The organism is Streptomyces maremycinicus, from assembly GCF_001184025.1.
Classification (GTDB): domain Bacteria; phylum Actinomycetota; class Actinomycetes; order Streptomycetales; family Streptomycetaceae; genus Streptomyces; species Streptomyces maremycinicus.
On sequence record NZ_BBYG01000013.1, the window covers coordinates 299,245 to 318,944 of the forward strand.

The following is a 19,700-nucleotide window of genomic DNA, read 5'->3' on the forward strand; positions in this document are numbered from 1 at the left end:
ATCGTAACGCCGTATCTGACGGAACATCAGATACGTGCGCGGGGAAGGCGGACGGCGGCGGACCGGCGCATGTCGCGCCCCCGTCTCGCCACAGCCCTCACCTGGACGGCGCCCTCACTTCGACCGCACCCTCGTCACGACGGGACCCCCGTCACGACCGCACCCCCCGTCACGACGGAACCTCCGTCACGACCCCGCACCCCCGTCACGACGGAGTCCCCCTCACGGCGTGTCGGCCAGCAGTGGTCCCACCTCTGCTCCGAACAGGGCGATCTGATCGGTGAGTTCGGTACGGCTCCGGCAGCGGAAGCGCACCTGGATCTGGTGCACGCCCATCGCCCCGTAGGCGCTGAGCGACTCGGCGAGGGCCTGCGGCGGCCCGGTGAGGGTGCGGCGGCCCACCTCCCAGCCGGGGGCGCCGACGTACAGCGGCTCCGCGATGGCGCCCACGGTGAGCGGCGGGCCGTCCCCGCGCAGCCGCCGCAGCGTCTCGATCCGCGCGGGCAGCCGGTCCCTCGGGTCGCCCTGGGGCAGCCAGCCGTCGCCCTTGAGCGCGGCCCTGCGGACGGCGGCCGGGGAGGATCCGCCGACCCAGAGCGGCACCCGCGCCTGGGTCGGCCGGGGCCGCTGCCCGAGCCCCTCGAAGTCGTAGGACTTGCCGTGGTGGGAGGGGAACTCGTCCGGCCCGAGCGCGGCGCGCAGCGCGTCGATCGTCTCGTCGAGCAGCGCGCCCCGCCGCTCGAAGTCCGCGCCCAGCGCCTCGAACTCCTCCCGTACGTGACCGGCGCCGACGCCGAGGATCAGCCGGCCGCCGCTGAGGTGGTCGAGGGTCGCGTACTGCTTGGCGGTGAGCAGGGGGTGGCGCAGGCCGACGACGGCGACGTGCGCGAGCAGCCGGACGCGTTCGGTGACGGCGGCCAGGTGGGCGAGAGTGGCCACGGGGTCGTACCAGACCGTGCTCATCGCCTCGGCCAGCCGGTGCGGGATCGCCACGTGGTCGCAGACGGCGACGTAGGCGAATCCGGCGCGGTCGGCGGCGCGGGCGACCTCGACGAGGTCGGCGGGCCCCGCGTCGGCCTCCCAGGCTTCGGCGTAGAGCGTGGACTGCGACTGGACCGGGAGCTGGATGCCGTAGTCGAGGCTCACCGCGGGCTCCAGAGACCGTCCGGCGTCAGTCCCAGCAGGTCGATCGCGTTGCCCCGCACGATCCGCTCCACCACGTCCGGCGCCAGGTGGCCCATCTGCGCCTCGCCGACCTCGCGCGACTTCGGCCAGGTGGAGTCGGAGTGCGGGTAGTCGGTCTCGTACAGGACGTTCCCGACGCCGATGGAGTCGAGGTTGCGCAGGCCGAAGGCGTCGTCGAAGAAGCAGCCGTGGACGTGGTCGGCGAACAGCTCCGACGGAGGGCGATGGACCTTGTCGGCGACCCCGCCCCACCCCCGGTTCTCCTCCCACACCACGTCGGCGCGCTCCAGGATGTAGGGGATCCAGCCGATCTGGCCCTCCGCGTACATCACCTTCAGGTTCGGGAAGCGCTCGAACTTGCCGCTCATCAGCCAGTCGACCATCGAGAAACAGCAGTTGGCGAAGGTGATCGTGGAACCGACGGCGGGCGGGGCGTCGGCGGAGGTGGAGGGCATCCGGCTCGACGAGCCGATGTGCATGGCCACGACCGTGCCGGTCTCGTCGCAGGCGGCCAGGAAGGGGTCCCAGTAGTCGGTGTGCACGGAGGGCAGGCCGAGGTGCGGGGGTATCTCGGAGAAGGCGACCGCGCGGACCCCGCGGGCGGCGTTGCGCCGGACCTCCGCCGCCGCGAGTTCGGCGTCCCAGAGCGGGATGAGGGTGAGCGGGATCAGCCGGCCCCGGGCCTGCGGGCCGCACCATTCCTCCACCGTCCAGTCGTTGTAGGCGCGCACGCACAGCAGGCCCAGTTCGCGGTCGGCGGCCTCGGTGAAGGTCTGGCCGCAGAAGCGGGGGAAGGTGGGGAAGCAGACGGCGGACTGGACGTGGTTGACGTCCATGTCGGCGAGGCGGGACGGGACGTCGTAGGACCCCGGGCGCATCTGCTCGTAGGTGATGACCTCCAGCTTGATCTCGTCCCGGCTGAAGCCGACGGCGGTGTCCAGGCGGGTGAGGGGGCGGTGCAGGTCCTCGTAGATCCACCAGTCGCCGATCGGGCCGTCGTCGCCGGGCTCGCCCATGACGGGCTTGAAGCGGCCGCCGAGGAACGTCATCTCCTTCAGCGGGGCCCGGACGACGCGGGGGCCGGTGTCGAGGTACTTCTTCGGGAGGCGGTCCTGCCAGACGGTGGCCGGCTCCACGGTGTGGTCGTCGACGGAGATGATCAGCGGGAGGGTCTCCGTGGCCTTCGTGGCGCGAGCCGCGGCCTGCGCCGCCGTCTGCGAGCCCGTCTGCGATGCGTTCTGCGCCGCGGCCTGCGCCGCGGTCTGCGATGCGTTCTCCGGTGCGTTCTCCATGGGGGCACGGTAGCGCCGATCTGACGGATCGTCAGCTAGCGGACGGGAGCCGGAGTTGATCGACTCTGTGGGGATGTGTGCACACCGGATGTCAGGGGTGTGTGGACTCCCGTGCGCCTGCCGGGCAAGCTGACGCTTCCGGCATGGACAGGGCAAACTGGGCCTGGTAATTCGGATGCCTAAGGGGAGCCCTGATGGACGACCGGGTAGGACACCGCGACCCGCGTGTGCCGGAGCAGAGACGGCCCGGCTCCCCCGAGGAGCCGGCGACGCTGCGCTTCGACGTGCTCGGCCCGGTGCGCGCACGGCGCGGCGACGAGCGGCTCGCCACCGGTTCGCCGCAGCAACGTGCCCTGCTGGCAGCCCTGTTGCTGCGCGAGGGACGTACGGCGACGGCCGCCGAACTGATCGACGCGCTGTGGGGCGAGGAGCCCCCGTCGCAGGCGCTGGCGGCGGTACGGACCTACGCCTCCCGGCTGCGCAAGGTGCTCGACCCGGGCGTCCTGGTGAGCGAGTCGGGCGGCTACGCGGTGCGCGTGCCGGCGGAGGGGGCGCTGGACCTGGCGGTGGCGCAGGAGTGGGCGGCGGAGGCGGAGAAGGCACGGAACGCCGGGGACCTCGCGCACGCCCGCGACGTACTGAACCGGACGCTGGGACTGTGGGACGGGGAGGCCCTGGCCGGCGTCCCCGGGCCGTACGCGGAGGCGCAGCGCGTCCGGCTGGAGGAATGGCGGCTGGGGCTGCTGGAGTCCCGGCTGGACATGGACCTGGAGCAGGGCTGCCACGCGGAGGCCGTCTCCGAACTCACCGCGCTCACGGCGGCGTACCCGTTGCGCGAGCGGCTGCGCGAACTGCTGATGCTGGCGCTGTACCGCAGCGGCCGGCAGGCGGAGGCGCTCGCGGTCTACGCGGACACCCGGCGGCTGCTGGCGGAGGAGCTCGGGGTGGACCCGCGGGCCGGGCTGCGCCTGCTCCAGCACCGCATCCTCCAGGCCGACCCGGAGCTCGCGGAACCGTCGGCGCCGGCGGCGGAACCGGCGGTGGTCCGGGTCCGCCCCGCGCAACTCCCGGCCACCGTGCCCGACTTCACGGGCCGCACCTCGTTCGTGCGGGAGCTGAGCGAGGTGCTCGCACGCGCCGGTGACGGTGGCGCGGGCGGGGGCGGCCGGGTGATGGCGGTGTCCGCGCTCGCGGGCATCGGCGGCGTGGGCAAGACGACCCTCGCCGTGCACGTCGCCCACCAGGCCCGGCCCGCCTTCCCCGACGGGCAGCTGTACGTCGATCTCCAGGGCGCGGGCCCCCGGTCGGCGGAGCCGGAGACGGTCCTCGGGTCGTTCCTGCGGGCCCTGGGCACGCCGGACTCGGCGATCCCCGACTCGCTGGAGGAACGGGCGGCGCTGTACCGCTCGGTGCTGGACGGGCGCCGGGTGCTGGTGCTGCTGGACAACGCCAAGGACGCCGCCCAGATACGCCCCCTGCTGCCGGGCACGGAGGGCTGCGCGGCGCTGGTCACCTCGCGGGTGCGGATGGTGGACCTGGCCGGGGCGCACCTCGTCGACCTGGACGTGATGTCCCCCGAGGAGGCCCTCGCCCTCTTCACCCGGATCGTCGGCGAGGAGCGGGTGGCGGCGGAGCGCAAGGCCGCGCTGGACGTGGTGGCCGCGTGCGGCTTCCTGCCGCTGGCGATCCGGATCGCCGCCTCCCGGCTGGCGGCCCGCCGCACCTGGACGGTGTCCGTCCTCGCCGCCAAGCTGGCGGACGAACGGCGCCGGCTGGACGAACTCCAGGCGGGCGACCTGGCGGTGAAGGCGACGTTCGAACTGGGCTACGGCGCGCTGGAGCCCGCCCAGGCCCGTGCGTTCCGGCTGCTGGGCCTCGCGGACGGCCCGGACACCTCCCTGGCGGCGGCCGCGGCGGTCCTGGACCTGCCGGTGGAGGACACCGAGGACCTGCTGGAGTCCCTGGTCGACACCTCCCTGCTGGAGTCGGCGGCTCCCGGCCGCTACCGGTTCCACGACCTCGTGCGGCTCTACGCGCGTGCGTGCGCCGACCGCGACGAACAGCCCCCCGGCGGGCGCGACGCGGCCCTGTCGCGGCTGCTGGACTTCTACCTGGCGACGGCGGCGGGCGTCTACGCGATCGAACGCCCCGGCGACCGCACGGTCGTCCACCTGGAACCCACGTCGTACCGGGGTCTCTCCTTCGGCGAGCGGACGCAGGCCCTCGACTGGCTCTTCGCGGAGGCGCAGTGCCTGCTGGCGTGCGCGCGGCAGCAGCAGACGGGCAGCGGACTGCGCCGGGCCGTCGATCTGCTCTGGGCCGCCAAGGACCTGGCGGAGTCGGGCGCGAACGCCAAGCAGTACGAGTGGGCGGCGACGGCCTTGCGGGACGCCGCGCAGGACGCCGCCGACGTCCGCGCGGAGAGCCGTGCGCGGACCGCGCTGTCCAACGTCCATCTGGCCGCCGGACGGTACGCCGAGGCCGACGACGAGGCCCGGCGCGCGATCGAGCTGGCCACGGCGGCAAAGGACGCGACGCCGGTCAGCTGGGCGGCGACGGACCGGGGGATCATCGCGCTCGGCCAGGGCCGCTACGAGGAGGCCGAGGAGTTCCTCACCACCGCCAGGGACGGCTACCGGGCGGACGGGAACCGGCCGGGAGAGGCCAACGCGCTGTGCAACCTCTCGCGGCTCTACGAGCGGATGAACCGCCCTAGCGACGCCGTCACCCTGGCCCGGCAGGGCGTCGACATCTACCAGCAGCTCGGGCTCACCCTGCGCCTGGCCAACGGCCGTTACGCCCTGGGCGTCGCGCTGATCAGCGCCGGCCGGCTCGCCGAGGGCCTGGTGCAGCTGTCCGACGCGCTGGAGATGTTCGGCAGCAACCGGCAGCGCCTGTGGGAGGGGACGACGCACTTCCGCATCGCCCAGCTGCACCTGGCCGACCGGCGTCCGGCCCAGGCCGCGCAGCACGCCGAACAGGCGCTGGCGATCGGCTTCATCGGCGGGGACCTCATCCGGGGCAGTGTGCTGACCGTCCTGGGCCGCAGCCTGCGCGCCCTCGGCCAGTCGGACCGGGCACGAGCCTGCTGGCAGGAGGCCCTGTCCCTGCTGGAGCGGACGGGGGCGCCCGAGGCCGCCGAGGTGCGCCGCCTGCTGACGCCTCTGGACGCGTCCTGAGCCTCCCGTCGCCGGCGTTCAGCGAACGTTTATCACCGCCTGGCAGGCTCTGCTCAACGGTCCGTCGCCTCGGGGGCAGACAGGCCGTACGAGCCCGCTGGGGGGTGGGCTCCGGCACATGCCGCTGTCCGGCGATACTCGGGGGAATCGCCGGACAGAGGCGCCTCACTCACTTGAACACTCCCAGGGGGAGCCGAACATGAGCAGCACCGAGAAGCAGACGACGGACGCCACCGCGGACATCACCACGCTGGAGAACCACGCGCCGATCCTGCCGGCCCTGGACAAGCCGGTGACGCCGACGCCGACGCCGACGACGCCGACGACCTCCACCGAGGCGGCCACGCCGGCCACGGCTCCGGTCGCCACGCCGTCCGCCGAGGAGAAGATCGTCACGCTGGAGAACCACGCGCCGGTCCCGCCCGCCCTGGACCTGGGCGGCAAGTAGGCACCACCCCGTCAGCACCGCGACGGGGATCGGCCGCGGCGGCGCGGAGGGGAGCCGCCGCGGCCGGCGTGTGTCCGGGGTGACCCGGCAGGGGCGGTCAGAGGGCGCGCAGCTCGCCCTTCACCACCTTGCCGCTCGCGTTGCGGGGCAGGGCGGTCACGAACTCCACCGCCCTCGGCACCTTGTAGTTGGCCATCTCCCGCCGGGCCCAGGCGATCAGGTCGTCGGCCGTGGAGACCGCGCCCGGCCGCCGGACCACGTACGCCTTGCCCACCTCGCCCAGGCGGGGATCCGGGACGCCGATCACGGCCACGTCGGCCACGTCCGGGTGCAGGCCGAGGCGGTGTTCTATCTCCGCCGGGTAGGCGTTGAAGCCGCCGACGATGAACATGTCCTTGAGCCGGTCGGTGATCCGGAGGTTGCCCGCGGCGTCCAGCACGCCCACGTCGCCGGTGCGCAGCCAGCCGTCCTGCGTCAGGGCCTCGGCCGTCGCCGCCTCGTCCTCGTAGTAGCCGCGCATCACGTTGAAGCCCCGGACCAGGACCTCCCCGGGCCGGCCCGGCGCCGCGTCCACCCGCACCTCGGTGCCGGGGATCGCGCGGCCGGAGGTCGAGGCGATGACCGCGGGATCGTCGCCGCGGCGGCACATGGTGACGACACCGCTCGCCTCCGAGAGCCCGTACGCCGTCAGGACGGTCTCGACGCCCAGTTCGCCCCGCAGGCGTTCGACGAGCCGCAGCGGCACCACCGCCGCGCCGGTGACCACCAGCCGCAGCGCCGACAGGTCGTGCTTGTCGCGGGAGGCGTGGTCCAGCAGCGACTGGTGCAGGGTCGGCGGACCGGGCAGGACCGACACCCGTTCCGCCGCCACGTTCGCGAGGACCGTGTCCACGTTGAACACCGGCTGGGGGATCATCGTCGCGCCCCGCATGAGACAGGCGATCACGCCCGCCTTGTAGCCGAAGGTGTGGAAGAAGGGGTTCACGATCAGGTAGCGGTCGCCCTGCCGCAACCCGGCCAGGTCGGTCCAGATCCCGTAGGCCCGCAGCGTCTGCGCGTGGGTGATCACCGCGCCCTTGGGGCGGCCCGTGGTGCCCGAGGTGAAGACGATGTCCGAGGGCCACTCCCCCGCCACCCGGTCCGCCCGGGCCCTCACCTCCGCCGTCCCGACGCCCTCCCCGCTCGCCAGGAAGTCCTTCCAGGTCCGGAAGTCCGCCGGGGCGTCGTCCGCGAGCACCACCACCTGCTCCAGCGCGGGAAGCCCCGGCAGCGGGCCGCCACCGGCGCCCTCGGCCGCCGCCCGGCGCAACGAGGCCACGTACGAGGTCCCGAGGAAGGTGCCCGTCACGAACAGCAGCCGCGTCCCGCTGCGGCGCAGTACGTCCGCCGCCTCCGTGCCCTTGAAACGGGTGTTCAGCGGCACGAGCACCGCGCCCGCGCCGACCGCGCCGAGCGCCGCGACCATCCAGTCCAGGGAGTTCGGGGCCCAGAGGGCGACGCGGTCGCCCGCCCGCAGCCCGTTCGCCAGACAGGCCGCCGCCGCGCGCTCGACGCGGGCGCCGAGCTCGGCGTACGAGATCCGGGTGCGGCCCTCCACCACCGCCTCGGCGCTCGCGTACCGCTCGGCCGACCAGCGGACCAAACCGGGGATCGTCCCCCACTCCACGTCACCGCGCACGACCAGCCTCCTCCTCGCCGGAGAGCACTAGCTGACTGACCGTCAGATTAGCGGTAACCTGACGGACTGTCAGCAGCACTGTCGCCGTGTGGAGGTGGGTGCGGCATGCCCGCAGTGACCGGAATCAAGGACGCCACGGCCATCGTCGGCATCGGGCAGACGTCCTTCGCCAAGCACCTCCCCGAGGACGAACGGACCCTCGCCTGCCGAGCCGTCCTGGCCGCCCTCGACGACGCCGGGATCGCCCCCGGCGAGGTCGACGCCCTCGCCTCCTACACCATGGAGGAGACGGACGAGGTCGAGCTCGCGAAGGCCGTCGGGTTCGGGGACCTGACCTTCTTCAGCAAGATCGGGTTCGGCGGCGGCGGTTCCTGCGCCACCGTCGCCCACCTCGCCGCCGCCATCGCCGCCGGCCAGGCCACGGTGGGCGTCGCCTGGCGGTCGCGCAAACGGGGTTCCGGCCCGCGTCCGTGGACGAACACCGCCGTCCAGCTCCCCACCCCCGCCCAGTGGACCCGGCCCTTCGGACTGCTGCGGCCCGTCGACGAGATAGCCATGCTCGCCCGCCGCTATCTGCACGAGTACGGCGCGACCCGCGACCACCTCTTCAACGTCGCCCTCGCCTGCCGCAACCGCGCCAACCAGAACCCGGCCGCCGTGATGTACGAGCGGCCCCTCACCCGCGAGATGTACATGTCGTCGCGGTGGATCAGCGAGCCCCTGTGCCTGTACGACAACTGCCTCGAGACGGACGGGGCGTTGGCCTGCGTGGTGGTGAGCGCCGAACGGGCCCGGGACTGCCGCCGGGCACCGGTCCACATCCACTCCGCGGCCCAGGGCCTGCCCGCCCAGCACCACGGCATGGTCAACTACTGGAACGACGACCCGCTCACCGGCCCCGCCTGGGCGGCCGCCCGGCACCTGTGGAAACACGCCGACTTCACCCCGCAGGACGTCGACGTCGCGCAGATCTACGACGCCTTCACCCCGCTCGTCCCGCTCTCCCTGGAGGGCTACGGGTTCTGCGGCCGGGGAGAGGGCGGGGCGTTCACCGAGCAGGGCGCCCTGGAGACCGGCGGACGGCTGCCCCTCAACACCGGCGGCGGCGGGCTCAGCGAGGCCTACGTCCACGGTTTCAACCTCATCAACGAGGGCGTCAAGCAGCTGCGCGGGACCAGCACCGCCCAGGTGCCCGGCGCCGCGACCTGCCTGGTCACCGCGGGCGAGGGCGTCCCGACCTCCGCTCTGCTGCTCAGGAACTGAACCCACCGAGGAGAACGCACCGAGGAGCTGATCCCGCGATGCTCACCCCCGTCACCGACGCCGACGGCGCCCCGTTCTGGCGGTACGCCGCCCAGGGCGAACTCCGCGTCCAGACCTGTGCCGACTGCGGCGAACCCCGCTTCCCGCCCCGCCCCTGCTGCCCGCACTGCCAGTCCTTCGCGAGCCGGTGGCGGCGGACCTCGGGCCGCGGCCGCGTCTGGTCCTTCGTCGTCCCGCATCCGCCCCTGCTGCCGGACTACGCGGCCTTCGCCCCCTACAACGTGATCCTCGTCGAACTGGCCGAGGCGCCCCGCATCCGGATGGTGGGCAACCTGGTGAGCGGAGCGGGGGCGCCGCTCGACTCGCTCTCCCCCCACCGCGTCCGCATCGGCGCCCGGGTCCAGGTCGTCTTCGACGGCTCCGGACTCCCGCAGTGGGTCCTGGAGCGGCCGTGAGTGTGCGACTGGACACCGACGAAAACACCGGGGTGGCCGTCGTCACCCTCGACCGGCCGGCCCGGCTGAACGCCCTCGACCTGGACACCGTCCGCGAACTGCGCGACATCTGGCGGGGGTTGCGGTACGACGACTCGGTGCGGGCCGTCGTCCTCACCGGGGCCGGGGGGCGGGCCTTCTGCACCGGCCTCGACCGGGACGCCGTCGTGCCGCAGCCCGCCTCGCCGTACATGCAGGACGACCCGCTGCTCGCCGTCGGCCCGAAGGCGAACGACCTGTGGAAACCGGTGGTCGCCGCCGTGGAGGGGATGGCCTGCGGGGGCGCCTTCTACCTGCTCGGGGAGTGCGAGTTCATCGTCGCGGGCGCCGACGCCACCTTCTTCGACCCGCACACCACCTACGGGATGGTCAGCGCCTACGAGTCGGTGCTGCTCGCGCAGCGGATGCCGTACGGCGAGGTCGCGCGGATGATGCTCATGGGGACGGCGGAACGGATCTCCGCCCGGCGCGCCTTCGACATCGGGCTGGTGTCCGAACTCACCGACACCGGCGGGGCGTCGGCGGCCGCCGCAGCCCGCGCCGGCGTCGTCGCCGGGTATCCCCCCGCCGGGGTCCAGGGCACCGTGCGGGCCCTGTGGGCGGCGAAGGAGGCGGCCCGCACGACGGGCTTCGCCCAGGCCCCGCACCTCATCTCCCTGGGCAACCTGCCCACCGCCCACCAGGCAGAACTGTTCGCCGCCCGCTCCCCCACCACCCCACGGCTCCGCTGACCCCGCTCCGGGATTTCCGCGCTGCGGGGACGGCGCGGAGCCGGTCACCCGGACGGGTGACGTGGCCCTTCCGGGCGGGGAGGGCGGGGGGGGTAGTTCCTCCCCCGGTTCTTTGAGGAGGTCAGCGGGCCGGTGCGTACTGCTGCGGGTCGCAGTGGTCGACCCTCGCCGCGACGCCCGGGGCTGACAGGTCGACCTGGACCGTCGTCGTGTCGTTCCCCGCGACGTACGCTTCCTCGCTGCGCTCCTCCACCCGCCGGGAACCGGCGTCGAGGAAATCGACCGTCACGGTGAAGTAGCCGCCGGTCGCGTTCGGGTTGGTGACCTCGACCGTCGCGTACGCCTCGCTCGGTGTCGCGCAGGCGGTCAGCTCCACCGTGGCGTCCGCCTGCGTCGTGGACGTGTCGGAGGAGCCGCTGCCGCCGGAGGTGTCGTCCGTGTAGTCGTCATCGTCGTCGTAGTCGTGGTACGTGCTCCCCGAGGTGCCGCCGCTCGACGACGAGCCGTCGTGGTTCTGGCCGGAGCTGCTGCATCCGCCGCCCCCGCCGTCGCCGTGACCGCCGCCGCGGCCGTGCCCCTTGCTCGTGGAGAAGCCGGTCAGCGCCAGTACGACGATCGCGGCCACCGCTGTGAACCTGAGTTTCTGCCCCCGTCGATCCATGCGGCCAGCCTAGGCAAAGCCTGTCACGACCATGTCACCGCGTGGCGACCGGCCGGTCCCCGGCGTAGCGTCTGCGGTGGCGGCCGCCGTCCGGCTCCCTTCCGTGCACCCGGCACGACGGCCGTCCCGGCACGACGGCCGTCCCGGCACGACGGCCGTCCCGGCACGACGGCCGTCCCGGCACGACGGCCGTCCCGGCACGACGGCCGTCCCGGTGCGACGGCCGTCCTCCCGGCGGTGAGCGGACGGTTCAGGCCGTACGGGCCGTTCCCGTGCCCTTCTCCGCGTCCAGCGCGTACACACAGCGGTCCTTGCTGGACGCGTACACCACACCGTCGCGGACCACCGGGGAGCCGGTGATCTCGCCGCCGGTCGCCAGCTTCCAGCGCAGCCTGCCGTCGTCGGCCTTCAGGGTGTACAGCAGGTGGTCCGTGGAGCCGAAGTGGATACGGCCCTCCGCGACCGCCGGGGCGCCCACGATGTCGCCGCCCGCCTGGAAGCGCCACTTGGGCGTGCCGGTGACGGCGTCCAGGGTGTAGAGGCCCTTGCCGCTGCCGACGTGGACATGGCCGGCGGCCACCAGCACCGGGTCGACGGACGCCCGGGCCTCGGTGGCGATGCGCCAGCGGTCGCGCCCGTCGGTGGCGTCGATGGCGTACACGGTGCCGAGGTAGTCGGCGAGGTAGACGCCGCCGCCGGTCACCGCCGGGCCGGGCACGAAGGCCGGCGGCGACAGGAAGACCGCCGGGGCCTCGAAGTGCCAGCGCACCATGCCGCTCGCGACGTCGACGGCGAGGACGCGGGTGCCGGCGGAGAGGTAGACGTAGCCGTCGGGGGCGGGGGTGACCCGGACCGGGACACCGCCGCAGGAGGCCGTGTCGCCGATGGGGTAGGACCAGCGTTCCTCGCCCGTGCGGGCTTCCAGGGCTCTGAGCCGGGCGTCCTGCCAGACGTAGACCGTGCCCTCGTGCAGGGCCGGGCCGGCCTCCGGGGACTCGAAGTCGGTCTGGCAGCCGGTGATCTCCCAGAGCTTCTGCCCGGTCGAGGCCTCCCAGGCCTGGACGCCGCCGCCGCGCGTGCCGGTGACGACCGTGCCCCGGTCGGCCTTGAGCGAGTACACCCAGGCGTCCGTCGACAGCCGCCACAGGTCGCCGCCCTCACGGGCGTCCAGGGCGAACAGGGTGGGCCCGTCGGAGGCGTGCACCCGGCCGTCCGCGACCGCCATCGACCAGGCGACGTCCCGCGTCTTGAAGCGGCGCCGGCCGGTGGCCACATCCAGGGCGTGCACCTCGAAGGAGGTCACGTAGACGAGGTCCCCGGCGACGGACGGCGTGCCCCACACATCGTTCGACATGCGGAAACGCCAGGGCCGCCAGCCCGCGGGGGTCTCCGAGGGCGCGGTCTGGGGGGTCGGTACGGTCGTGTCGGCGCCGTTGACGCCGGGGCGCGGGCGGGACCAGCTGGCGACCAGGCCGGGCTCGGCGACGGGCGCCTTCACGGCGGCCGTGGCCCGTACGTCGGCGACGCGCGGACCCGGTCCGATCGGCACGGCGGCGCCCGCCAGCCGGACGGGACCGATGTCGGGCGCGCCGACGGCCACCGGCGCGGGAGCCGGGCGGGACAGGACCACGGGGGCGTGCGGCGGCGGGGGCGGCACGGCCGGGGCGGTCGGCCGGGCCAGGCCCACGCCGCCCGCGCCGCCGCTGCGAGGACTCGGCGGCGCCGGCTTCGTCGGGCGGCCGCCACGGCGCGTCTCGATGAGCGCGACCGCCTTCTCGGGCAGCCACGCCGACGCCGTACCGCTGTCGTCGGAGCCGGAGCCGAAGAGGTGGGGGGCGAGCTGGGCCTGGAGGTCGGCCGGGTTGGGCCGGGCCGTGGCCTCCATCTGCATGCAGGACTCGATGAGCGGGCGCAGTTCGTCCGGCAGGCCCTCCAGGTCCGGGCCCTCGCGCAGCAGCATGAAGACCGTCTCGACCGGGTTGGCGCCGTGGAAGGGCGGGTGGCCGGTGGCGGCGAAGACCAGCATCGAGCCGAGCGAGAAGACATCGCTCGCGCCGGTCACGCTGCGCGAGTCCTTCGCCTGCTCGGGGGACATGTAGGCGGGGGTGCCGACGGCCACGTTCGTCATCGTCAAACGCGTGTTCGAAACGCCGGAGGCGATACCGAAGTCGATCACCCGGGGCCCGTCCTCGACGACGAGCACGTTGGACGGCTTGAGGTCACGGTGGACCAGCCCCGCGCCGTGGATCGACTGGAGCGCCTCGGCGACGCCAGCCGCCAGCCAGCGCACCGCCTGGGCGGGCATGGGCCCGCAGTCGTTCACTATTTCCTCGAGGGAGGGCGCGGGAACGTACGCGGTGGCCAGCCAGGGCACGGCGGCGCGGGGATCGGCGTCTACGACGGCGGCCGTGTAGAACCCCGAGACCGCCCGGGCCGCCTCCACCTCGCGCGTGAAACGCACCCGGAAGAGCTGGTCCTCGGCGAGCTCGGTCCTGACCGTCTTGATCGCCACGCGACGGCCCGAGGCCGAGCGGGCCAGATAGACCAGCCCCATGCCGCCGGCCCCCAGCCGTCCCAGCACCTCGAACGGCCCGATCCGCCGCGGATCGTGCTGCGTCAGCTGATCCACCACTTGCCTGCCACCTCCCCGTACGAACCGCGTCACCCGCTTGTGCACACGGCCCCGTGCAGCGTCTCACCACCGCACCGCCGTGGCGGCACGCACCCTGATTCTTCCTGGCCGGACGGCCGGTTGCGAACCCGGGGGCAATCGGGGTGTCTCATTTCATATACGCGCATACAGCACGCATACGGCACCCGTCAGCGCTGAAGAAGCGCGAACGACGCCCCTTGATTGTCCGTGACGACCGCCACGGTTCCGTACGAAGCGGTGAACGGGCCCGCCTGCACCCGCCCGCCGAGCCGGCTCACCGCGCCCAGGGCCGCCTCGCAGTCGCGCACGCCGAAGTGGACGAGGAAATGCGGCGGCATGACCTCCGGGAAGACGTCCCCGACCGGCGCCCGCCCGAATTCGGGTTCGGCACCCGGCCCGAACAGCGCCTCGTGGAAGAGGTGGCCGTAGAAGGTGTTGGCGGCCCCGGTGTCCCGGGCGTAGAGCTGCGCCCAGGCGAAGGTGCCGGGCCGGTGCCGCACGCCGAAGCCGGGGTGGCCGGCCGGCTGCCACAGGCCGAAGACCGCGCCCTCGGGGTCGGCGGCGAGCACGGCGGTGCCCGCCCCGCCGACCGGGAACGGCCCCATGACGACCTGCCCGCCGGCGTTGCGGATGCGGCCGACGGTCTTCTGCGCGTCCGGGGTCGCGAAGTACACCGTCCAGACGGTGGGCATCCGGCCGTCCGTCTTGTGCGCGAGCGCCGCCACCGGAGCGCCCTCCAGCCGGGCCCACACCGAGGAGCCGTACGCCTCCTCGAAATCCCACCCGAAGAGCTCACCGTAGAACCGCTTGCCCGCGTCCACGTCGGGGAGCTGTGCGTCCACCCAGCAGGGGACGCCCTCTGCGTACACCGATGCCCTGTTTTCGGCCATGCAGCCAAACTAACGGCGCCGCGCGCAAGCCGCAGACCAGGCACACCCGCCTCCGCGCCCCCTCGCACCCCATTTGCAGTCGGCCGAATCGCGCTCCGATCACCCCTCGGTAAGCTGACGGCATGACAGGACAAGTGCGTACCGTCGACGGCCGCGTGGCCGGTCGGCGCGGGCAGGCGACGCGGCAGAAGCTGCTCGACTGCCTCAGCGAGATGCTCAGCTCCTCTCCGTACCGCGACGTCAAGGTCATCGACGTCGCCCGGAAGGCGGGCACTTCGCCAGCGACCTTCTACCAGTACTTCCCGGACGTCGAGGGCGCCGTCCTGGAGATCGCCGAGCAAATGGCCGCCGAGGGCGCGGAGTTGACCGCGCTGGTCGCCGGACGTTCCTGGGTCGGCAAGGCCGGCTGGCAGACGGCGCAGGAACTCGTCGACGGCTTCCTGGAGTTCTGGCGGAAGAACGACGCGATCCTCCGGGTCGTCGACCTCGGCGCGGCGGAGGGGGACAAGCGCTTCTACAAACTCCGCATGAAGATCCTCAACTCGGTGAACAACTCCCTTTCGGACGCCGTCGCCGAGCTCCAGTCCAAGGGCAAGGTCGACAAGGACGTGAACCCGGCCGCGGTCGCGGGCGCGCTCGTCGCGATGCTCGCGGCGGTCGCCTCGCACCAGAAGGGCTTCCAGACCTGGGGCGTCAAGCAGGCCGAACTCAAGCCGAACCTGGCCCTGTTGGTGCACCTGGGCATCACCGGCAAGAAGCCGACGAAGTAGCCCCGCCCCCACGGTCCTTACGGTCAAGTCCTGTCTGCCAGGCGGCAGCTCACCCCGGTGAGCTGCCGCCTGCCGCGCTGTCGGCCTCAGGCGGGCAGCGCCCGGTCCTTCACCACGTGCTTCATCACCAGCGTCGACGTCAGCCGCTGCACCCCCGGCAGGGTGGCGAGACGCTCGTCGTACAACCGCTGGAAGGCCGCGAGGTCGGCGGTGGCCACCCGCAGCAGATAGTCGGGTTCGCCGAACAGCCGCTGCGCCTCCAGGACGTGTTCCACCTCGCCCACCGCCCGCTCGAACTCGGCGACCGTGTCCCGGTCCTCCTGCCGCATCGAGACGAAGACCAGCGCCTCGAAGGTCAGCCCCACGGCGGTCGGCTCCACCACCGCCCGGTAGCCGCTGATAGCCCCCGACCGCTCCAGCTCCCGCAGCCGCCGGTGACAGGGCGAGACGCTCAGCCGCACCCGCGCGGCCAGCTCGGTCACGGTCAGCCGCCCGTCCTGCTGAAGCTCGGCAAGAATCTTCCGGTCCACATCGTCCATGGGGCAGATCTTCCCCCGTGCTGGGCCGATCCGCGAAAACTTCGGGAACACTTTCGCCCACATCGCGCCTAATGTTCCCGACATGGACTCGGGAACGCTCCTTTCTTTCCTCGCCGTCGACCTGCTGCTGGTGTGCGTGCCGGGCGCCGACTGGGCGTACGTGATCTCCGCCGGGCTGCGCGGCCGTTCGGTGGGCGCCGCGGTGGGCGGCCTGGTGAGCGGGTACGCCCTGCACACGGCGCTGGCCGCGGCGGGCCTCGCGGTGCTGGTCGCGGGGTCGCCGACGCTGCTCACCGCACTGACGGCGGCGGGCGCGGCGTACCTGGTGTGGCTGGGGTGGACGGTGCTGCGGCGGCCTGGGGTCCCGGGCGCGGGGGAGGAGATCGCGGCGGGCGGCGGGCGGGTGTTCCTGCGCGGGGCCACGATCAGCGGCCTGAACCCCAAGGGCCTGCTGCTGTACCTGTCGGTCCTGCCCCAGTTCCTCACGGGCGACGGTCACCTGCCGGTGGCCGCCCGGACGACCGTGCTCGGCCTGCTCCACATGGTGTGCTGCGCCGCCGTCTACCTGACCGTGGGCGTCCTGGCCCGCGAACTGCTGGGCGCCCGCCCGGCGGCGGCCCGCGCGGTGACCCGCACCTCCGGAGCGGCGATGCTGGGGACAGGCACGTTCCTGCTGCTCCAGCACGCCTTCTAGCCGCCCCGAGGCCCGGCCCCCGGCGGACCGGACCTCGGTCCCCGGACCCTCGGTCCCCGGAACCTTCGATCCCCGGCCCCTGGTCCCCGGTCCCCGGTCCCGGGTCCCTAGTCCCCGAGGCCCCGGCCCCTCACGGTGAGGCGGAACACGCGGATCTCCCGGTCCACCCGTTCCTGGTACGTCGCGTACGGCGGCCAGAACACCAGCAGGGTCTTCCAGACGGCCGCCCGCTCCTCCCCCGTCAGCCGCACGGCCGTCACCGGGACGTCCGTGCCCTTCCAGCTGATCTCGGCCTCCGGGTGGGCCAGCAGGTTGCCGGTCCAGGCGGGGTGCCCGGTGCGGCCGAAGTTGGAGCCGACCAGGATCCAGCTCCCGCCGCCCTCCTCGGGCATACAGGCCAGCGGCGTCCGACGCGGCAGGCCGCTCCTCACCCCGGTGGACGTCAGGATCACCCCGGGCAGCATCTGGGCGCTGAGCAGCACCTTTCCCCGGGTGAGCCGGTGCACGGCCCGGTCGAGGGCGGGGACGACACGCGGCGCGACCTTCGCGAAGGCCCGCGTCGAGGAGACCCTCTGCACCAGCCGGACGCCGATCACACCGGTACCTCCGTCCGCTCGAGGAGCCGGGCACCCTCGGCCGCGTGCGCCCGCAGCCGGTGCACGGGGCCGAACAGCAGCTCGTCGCCCGTGGCCCGCTTGAAGAACAGGTGCGCCTCGTGTTCCCAGGTGAAGCCGATTCCCCCGTGCAACTGGATCCCCTCGGCGGCGGCGCGGCGCAGCGCCTCCAGCGCCTGCGCGAGAGCCAGCCCGCCCACCCGCTCACGAGGCGGGCCGGAGCCGCCCGGGTCACCGGGACCACCCGCCGCCCAGGCGGCGTAGTACGCGGCGGACCGGGCCGCCTGGATCCGGACGTAGACATCGGCCAGCCGGTGCTGGACCGCCTGGAAGGAGCCGATCACCCGGCCGAACTGCTCCCGTCGGCCGAGGTACTCGACGGTTCGTTCCAGCACGCGGTCGGCCGCGCCGACGGCCTCGCAGGCGAGGAAGGCGGCCGCGAAGTCACCGGCGTGCGAGAGCGCCTGCGTCACCTCCGCCTCCTCGCCGCCGAGCAGTTCGGCCCGCACGTCACGGAGCTGGACGCGGGCCTGCGGCCGGGTCGCGTCCAGGGCCGTCTGCCGGGTGCGGACCAGCCCGGACGCGTCCCCCGCCACGACGAACAGCAGGGTGCGCGACCGTACGAACCCGCCGGTGTGCGCGGCGACCACCAGCGCGCCGGCGCTGTGCCCGTCGAGCACCTGCGCGGCCTCCCCGTACAGCCGCCAGACGCCCTGTACCCGCCGGGCCTGGATCCCGCCCGCGCGCCCGCCGCCGGCCCAGTCGCCGTCCTGGGGGCCGGTCAGGTCGAGGGCGGTGGCGAGGGCGGGCGCGGGTACGGCCAGGGCGGCGGTCAGGGTGCCGTCGCAGATCCGGGGGAGCAGACCGGCGCGCTGGGCGTCCGTGCCGAGGGCGAGGACCAGCGGCGCGGCGAGAACGGAGGTCGCGAGGAGCGGCGAGGGCGCGAGCACCCGGCCGGTCTCCTCGGCGGCGAGGGCGAGATCGGTGACCGGACAGCCGACACCGCCGTACGCCTCGGGGAGCGCGAGACCGGGCAGCCCGAGCCGCTCGGCGAGGGCGGTCCACAGGGCCGGATCGTGGCCGCGCGGGGTGTCCAGGGCGGCGCGCAGCTCCTCGGGGCCGCAGCGTCTGTGGAGCAGTTCGCGCAACGTGCGGCGGATCCCGTCCTGTTCGGCGGTGAAGCCGGGGTCCATGGCCACCCCTCTCGTCCGGTCCCGTCCAGAGCTGACGGCGCGTCATATTAGGCCGGGGGAACTGGAATGCACAGAGAGAAGGCATCTTCAGGGCGGCCGTTATCTGATGTACCGTCAGATCCATGGCATCCGGTACCCGGAAAGCGGCCGTGGTCGGTGTCGCCCTCTCCGACTGCGGCCGAGTGGACGACGCCACCCCCTACGCCCTGCACGCGCAGGCGGCCCGGCGGGCCCTGGCGGACGCGGGGCTCGACCGGTCGCGGGTGGACGGCTTCGCGTCCGCCGGGCTCGGCACGCTGGCCCCCGTCGAGGTGGCCGACTACCTCGGCCTGCGGCCCACCTGGGTCGACTCCACCTCCGTCGGCGGTGCGACCTGGGAGGTCATGGCCGCGCACGCGGCCGACGCGATCGCCGCCGGACATGCGAACGCGGTCCTGCTGGCGTACGGCTCGACGGCCCGCGCGGACGTGAAGGCGGGCCGCCGCACCGGCACCTTCGCCTTCGGCGGCCGCGGTCCGCTCCAGTTCGAGGTCCCCTACGGCCACACCCTGATCGCCAAGTACGCGATGGCCGCCCGCCGTCACATGCTCCGGTACGGCACGACGATCGAGCAGTTGGCGGAGGTGGCGGTCCAGGCACGGGCGAACGCGTCCCTGAACCCCGGTGCGATGTTCCGCGACCCGGTGACGGTGGACGACGTCCTGTCCGGCCCGATGATCGCCGACCCGTTCACGAAACTGCACTGCTGTCTGCGCTCCGACGGCGGCGCGGCGGTGCTCCTGGCCGCCGAGGAGTACGTCCGCGACTGCCGCACGGACCCGGTGTGGGTCCTCGGCACGGGGGAGCACGTCTCGCACGCCGCGATGTCCGGGTGGGACGACTTCACCGTCTCCCCGGCGGCGGTGAGCGGCCGACTGGCCTTCGAGCGGGCGGGCCTGCGCCCGCGGGAGATGGACTTCGCCGAGATCTACGACGCCTTCACCTACATGACGCTGGTGACCCTGGAGGACCTGGGTTTCTGCGCGAAGGGCGAGGGCGGCGCGTTCGTGGAGAAGGGGCGGCTGACGCTGTCCGGCACCCTGCCGGTGAACACGGACGGGGGCGGCCTGTCGGCCCAGCATCCCGGGATGCGGGGGCTGTTCCTGCTGGTGGAGGCGGTGCGGCAACTGCGGGGCGAGGGCGGGGAGCGACAGGTGAGGACACCGGACGGGGGCCTGCCCCGGCTGGGGGTCGCCTCGGGGACAGGCGGCTGGTTCTGCTCGTCGGGCACGGTGGTCCTGGGCCGGGACTGAGCCGACGCGACCGGCGCGCCACCCCTGCCCCACCCGACTCGCCGAAGTTCTCCGGCGGGGACGGCAACCTTTGCGGGACCGGCGGCGACCGACGGGGCGAAGGCTTTTTCAGGACGTGCTCCAC

General features: G+C 73.6%; 17 protein-coding genes. 8 read left to right on the plus strand and 9 right to left on the minus strand.

Annotation, left to right across the window (positions count from 1 at the left end; genetic code table 11):
• Positions 1-222: 222 nt before the first annotated feature.
• Together AOQ37_RS16995 and AOQ37_RS17000 are read right to left on the minus strand one after the other, a co-directional pair.
• A complete protein-coding gene (locus tag AOQ37_RS16995; RefSeq protein WP_062645373.1) occupies positions 223-1,146 on the minus strand; it encodes an LLM class F420-dependent oxidoreductase in 924 nt (307 codons plus the stop codon).
• Entirely contained in the window at positions 1,143-2,477 is a 1,335-nt protein-coding gene (locus AOQ37_RS17000; RefSeq protein WP_234436922.1) for an amidohydrolase family protein, read from the minus strand. The genes AOQ37_RS16995 and AOQ37_RS17000 overlap by 4 nt, the downstream gene beginning before the upstream one ends.
• Positions 2,478-2,671: 194 nt before the next feature.
• On the opposite strand from AOQ37_RS17000, the gene afsR reads away from it, so the two are divergent.
• Positions 2,672-5,656 (plus strand): SARP-family global regulator AfsR, encoded by a 2,985-nt coding sequence (gene afsR / locus AOQ37_RS17005; protein WP_062645374.1) that lies wholly within the window; start codon positions 2,672-2,674, stop codon positions 5,654-5,656.
• A gap of 199 nt (positions 5,657-5,855) precedes the next feature.
• On the plus strand, positions 5,856-6,104 hold the full coding sequence (locus AOQ37_RS17010; RefSeq protein WP_062645375.1) for a hypothetical protein: 249 nt from the start codon (positions 5,856-5,858) through the stop codon (positions 6,102-6,104).
• Between the two features lie 97 nt (positions 6,105-6,201).
• Here AOQ37_RS17010 and AOQ37_RS17015 read toward each other — a convergent pair whose 3' ends face one another.
• Entirely contained in the window at positions 6,202-7,782 is a 1,581-nt protein-coding gene (locus AOQ37_RS17015) for a FadD3 family acyl-CoA ligase (RefSeq protein WP_062645376.1), read from the minus strand.
• A 105-nt stretch (positions 7,783-7,887) separates the two neighbouring features.
• Between AOQ37_RS17015 and AOQ37_RS17020 the strand changes: the two genes are divergently transcribed.
• Genes AOQ37_RS17020 through AOQ37_RS17030 form a run of 3 tightly spaced genes read left to right on the plus strand, consistent with a single transcriptional unit; the run spans position 7,888 to position 10,270 of the window.
• Positions 7,888-9,045 (plus strand): lipid-transfer protein, encoded by a 1,158-nt coding sequence (locus AOQ37_RS17020; protein ID WP_062645377.1) that lies wholly within the window; start codon positions 7,888-7,890, stop codon positions 9,043-9,045.
• 38 nt (positions 9,046-9,083) lie between these two features.
• The gene (locus tag AOQ37_RS17025) at positions 9,084-9,500 is read left to right on the plus strand and encodes a Zn-ribbon domain-containing OB-fold protein (protein WP_062645378.1); all 417 of its coding nucleotides are present in this window, start codon (positions 9,084-9,086) and stop codon (positions 9,498-9,500) included.
• Positions 9,497-10,270: an enoyl-CoA hydratase/isomerase family protein gene (locus tag AOQ37_RS17030; protein ID WP_078890220.1), complete on the plus strand. Its 774-nt coding sequence runs from the start codon at positions 9,497-9,499 to the stop codon at positions 10,268-10,270. Before AOQ37_RS17025 ends, AOQ37_RS17030 begins: the two co-directional genes overlap by 4 nt.
• A gap of 121 nt (positions 10,271-10,391) precedes the next feature.
• Here the strand turns inward: AOQ37_RS17030 and AOQ37_RS17035 are convergent, their stop codons facing one another.
• The 3 genes from AOQ37_RS17035 to kbpA form a co-directional block, all read right to left on the minus strand.
• Positions 10,392-10,931 (minus strand): hypothetical protein, encoded by a 540-nt coding sequence (locus AOQ37_RS17035; RefSeq protein ID WP_062645380.1) that lies wholly within the window; start codon positions 10,929-10,931, stop codon positions 10,392-10,394.
• Between the two features lie 250 nt (positions 10,932-11,181).
• On the minus strand, positions 11,182-13,563 hold the full coding sequence (gene afsK, locus AOQ37_RS17040; protein WP_062645381.1) for a protein serine/threonine kinase AfsK: 2,382 nt from the start codon (positions 13,561-13,563) through the stop codon (positions 11,182-11,184).
• A gap of 188 nt (positions 13,564-13,751) precedes the next feature.
• Complete coding sequence (gene kbpA / locus AOQ37_RS17045; protein ID WP_062645382.1) at positions 13,752-14,474, minus strand: AfsK-binding protein KbpA; 723 nt, start codon at positions 14,472-14,474, stop codon at positions 13,752-13,754.
• A gap of 134 nt (positions 14,475-14,608) precedes the next feature.
• Between kbpA and AOQ37_RS17050 the strand changes: the two genes are divergently transcribed.
• Positions 14,609-15,244, plus strand: coding sequence for a TetR family transcriptional regulator (locus tag AOQ37_RS17050; RefSeq protein ID WP_062645383.1), 636 nt, complete (start codon positions 14,609-14,611; stop codon positions 15,242-15,244).
• 86 nt (positions 15,245-15,330) lie between these two features.
• Here AOQ37_RS17050 and AOQ37_RS17055 read toward each other — a convergent pair whose 3' ends face one another.
• A complete protein-coding gene (locus AOQ37_RS17055) occupies positions 15,331-15,783 on the minus strand; it encodes an Lrp/AsnC family transcriptional regulator (RefSeq protein ID WP_062645384.1) in 453 nt (150 codons plus the stop codon).
• Positions 15,784-15,865: 82 nt separating this feature from the next.
• Between AOQ37_RS17055 and AOQ37_RS17060 the strand changes: the two genes are divergently transcribed.
• Positions 15,866-16,477: a LysE family translocator gene (locus AOQ37_RS17060; RefSeq protein WP_062645385.1), complete on the plus strand. Its 612-nt coding sequence runs from the start codon at positions 15,866-15,868 to the stop codon at positions 16,475-16,477.
• A 107-nt stretch (positions 16,478-16,584) separates the two neighbouring features.
• Here the strand turns inward: AOQ37_RS17060 and AOQ37_RS17065 are convergent, their stop codons facing one another.
• Together AOQ37_RS17065 and AOQ37_RS17070 are read right to left on the minus strand one after the other, a co-directional pair.
• The gene (locus AOQ37_RS17065; protein WP_062645386.1) at positions 16,585-17,073 is read right to left on the minus strand and encodes a nitroreductase/quinone reductase family protein; all 489 of its coding nucleotides are present in this window, start codon (positions 17,071-17,073) and stop codon (positions 16,585-16,587) included.
• The gene (locus AOQ37_RS17070; protein ID WP_062645387.1) at positions 17,070-18,284 is read right to left on the minus strand and encodes an acyl-CoA dehydrogenase family protein; all 1,215 of its coding nucleotides are present in this window, start codon (positions 18,282-18,284) and stop codon (positions 17,070-17,072) included. Before AOQ37_RS17070 ends, AOQ37_RS17065 begins: the two co-directional genes overlap by 4 nt.
• Before the next feature lie 122 nt (positions 18,285-18,406).
• Between AOQ37_RS17070 and AOQ37_RS17075 the strand changes: the two genes are divergently transcribed.
• Positions 18,407-19,576 (plus strand): thiolase C-terminal domain-containing protein, encoded by a 1,170-nt coding sequence (locus tag AOQ37_RS17075; protein WP_062645388.1) that lies wholly within the window; start codon positions 18,407-18,409, stop codon positions 19,574-19,576.
• The last annotated feature ends 124 nt before the right edge of the window (positions 19,577-19,700 follow it).

What these genes read in the sequence shown, in the direction of transcription:
- AOQ37_RS17000 (WP_234436922.1), bottom strand. Translation starts at nt 2,477, where the DNA reads ATGGAGAACGCACCGGAGAACGCATCGCAGACCGCGGCGCAGGCCGCG.
- afsR (WP_062645374.1), top strand. Translation starts at nt 2,672, where the DNA reads ATGGACGACCGGGTAGGACACCGCGACCCGCGTGTGCCGGAGCAGAGA.
- AOQ37_RS17010 (WP_062645375.1), top strand. Translation starts at nt 5,856, where the DNA reads ATGAGCAGCACCGAGAAGCAGACGACGGACGCCACCGCGGACATCACC.
- AOQ37_RS17020 (WP_062645377.1), top strand. Translation starts at nt 7,888, where the DNA reads ATGCCCGCAGTGACCGGAATCAAGGACGCCACGGCCATCGTCGGCATC.
- AOQ37_RS17025 (WP_062645378.1), top strand. Translation starts at nt 9,084, where the DNA reads ATGCTCACCCCCGTCACCGACGCCGACGGCGCCCCGTTCTGGCGGTAC.
- AOQ37_RS17035 (WP_062645380.1), bottom strand. Translation starts at nt 10,931, where the DNA reads ATGGATCGACGGGGGCAGAAACTCAGGTTCACAGCGGTGGCCGCGATC.
- kbpA (WP_062645382.1), bottom strand. Translation starts at nt 14,474, where the DNA reads ATGGCCGAAAACAGGGCATCGGTGTACGCAGAGGGCGTCCCCTGCTGG.
- AOQ37_RS17055 (WP_062645384.1), bottom strand. Translation starts at nt 15,783, where the DNA reads ATGGACGATGTGGACCGGAAGATTCTTGCCGAGCTTCAGCAGGACGGG.
- AOQ37_RS17060 (WP_062645385.1), top strand. Translation starts at nt 15,866, where the DNA reads ATGGACTCGGGAACGCTCCTTTCTTTCCTCGCCGTCGACCTGCTGCTG.
- AOQ37_RS17070 (WP_062645387.1), bottom strand. Translation starts at nt 18,284, where the DNA reads ATGGACCCCGGCTTCACCGCCGAACAGGACGGGATCCGCCGCACGTTG.
- AOQ37_RS17075 (WP_062645388.1), top strand. Translation starts at nt 18,407, where the DNA reads ATGGCATCCGGTACCCGGAAAGCGGCCGTGGTCGGTGTCGCCCTCTCC.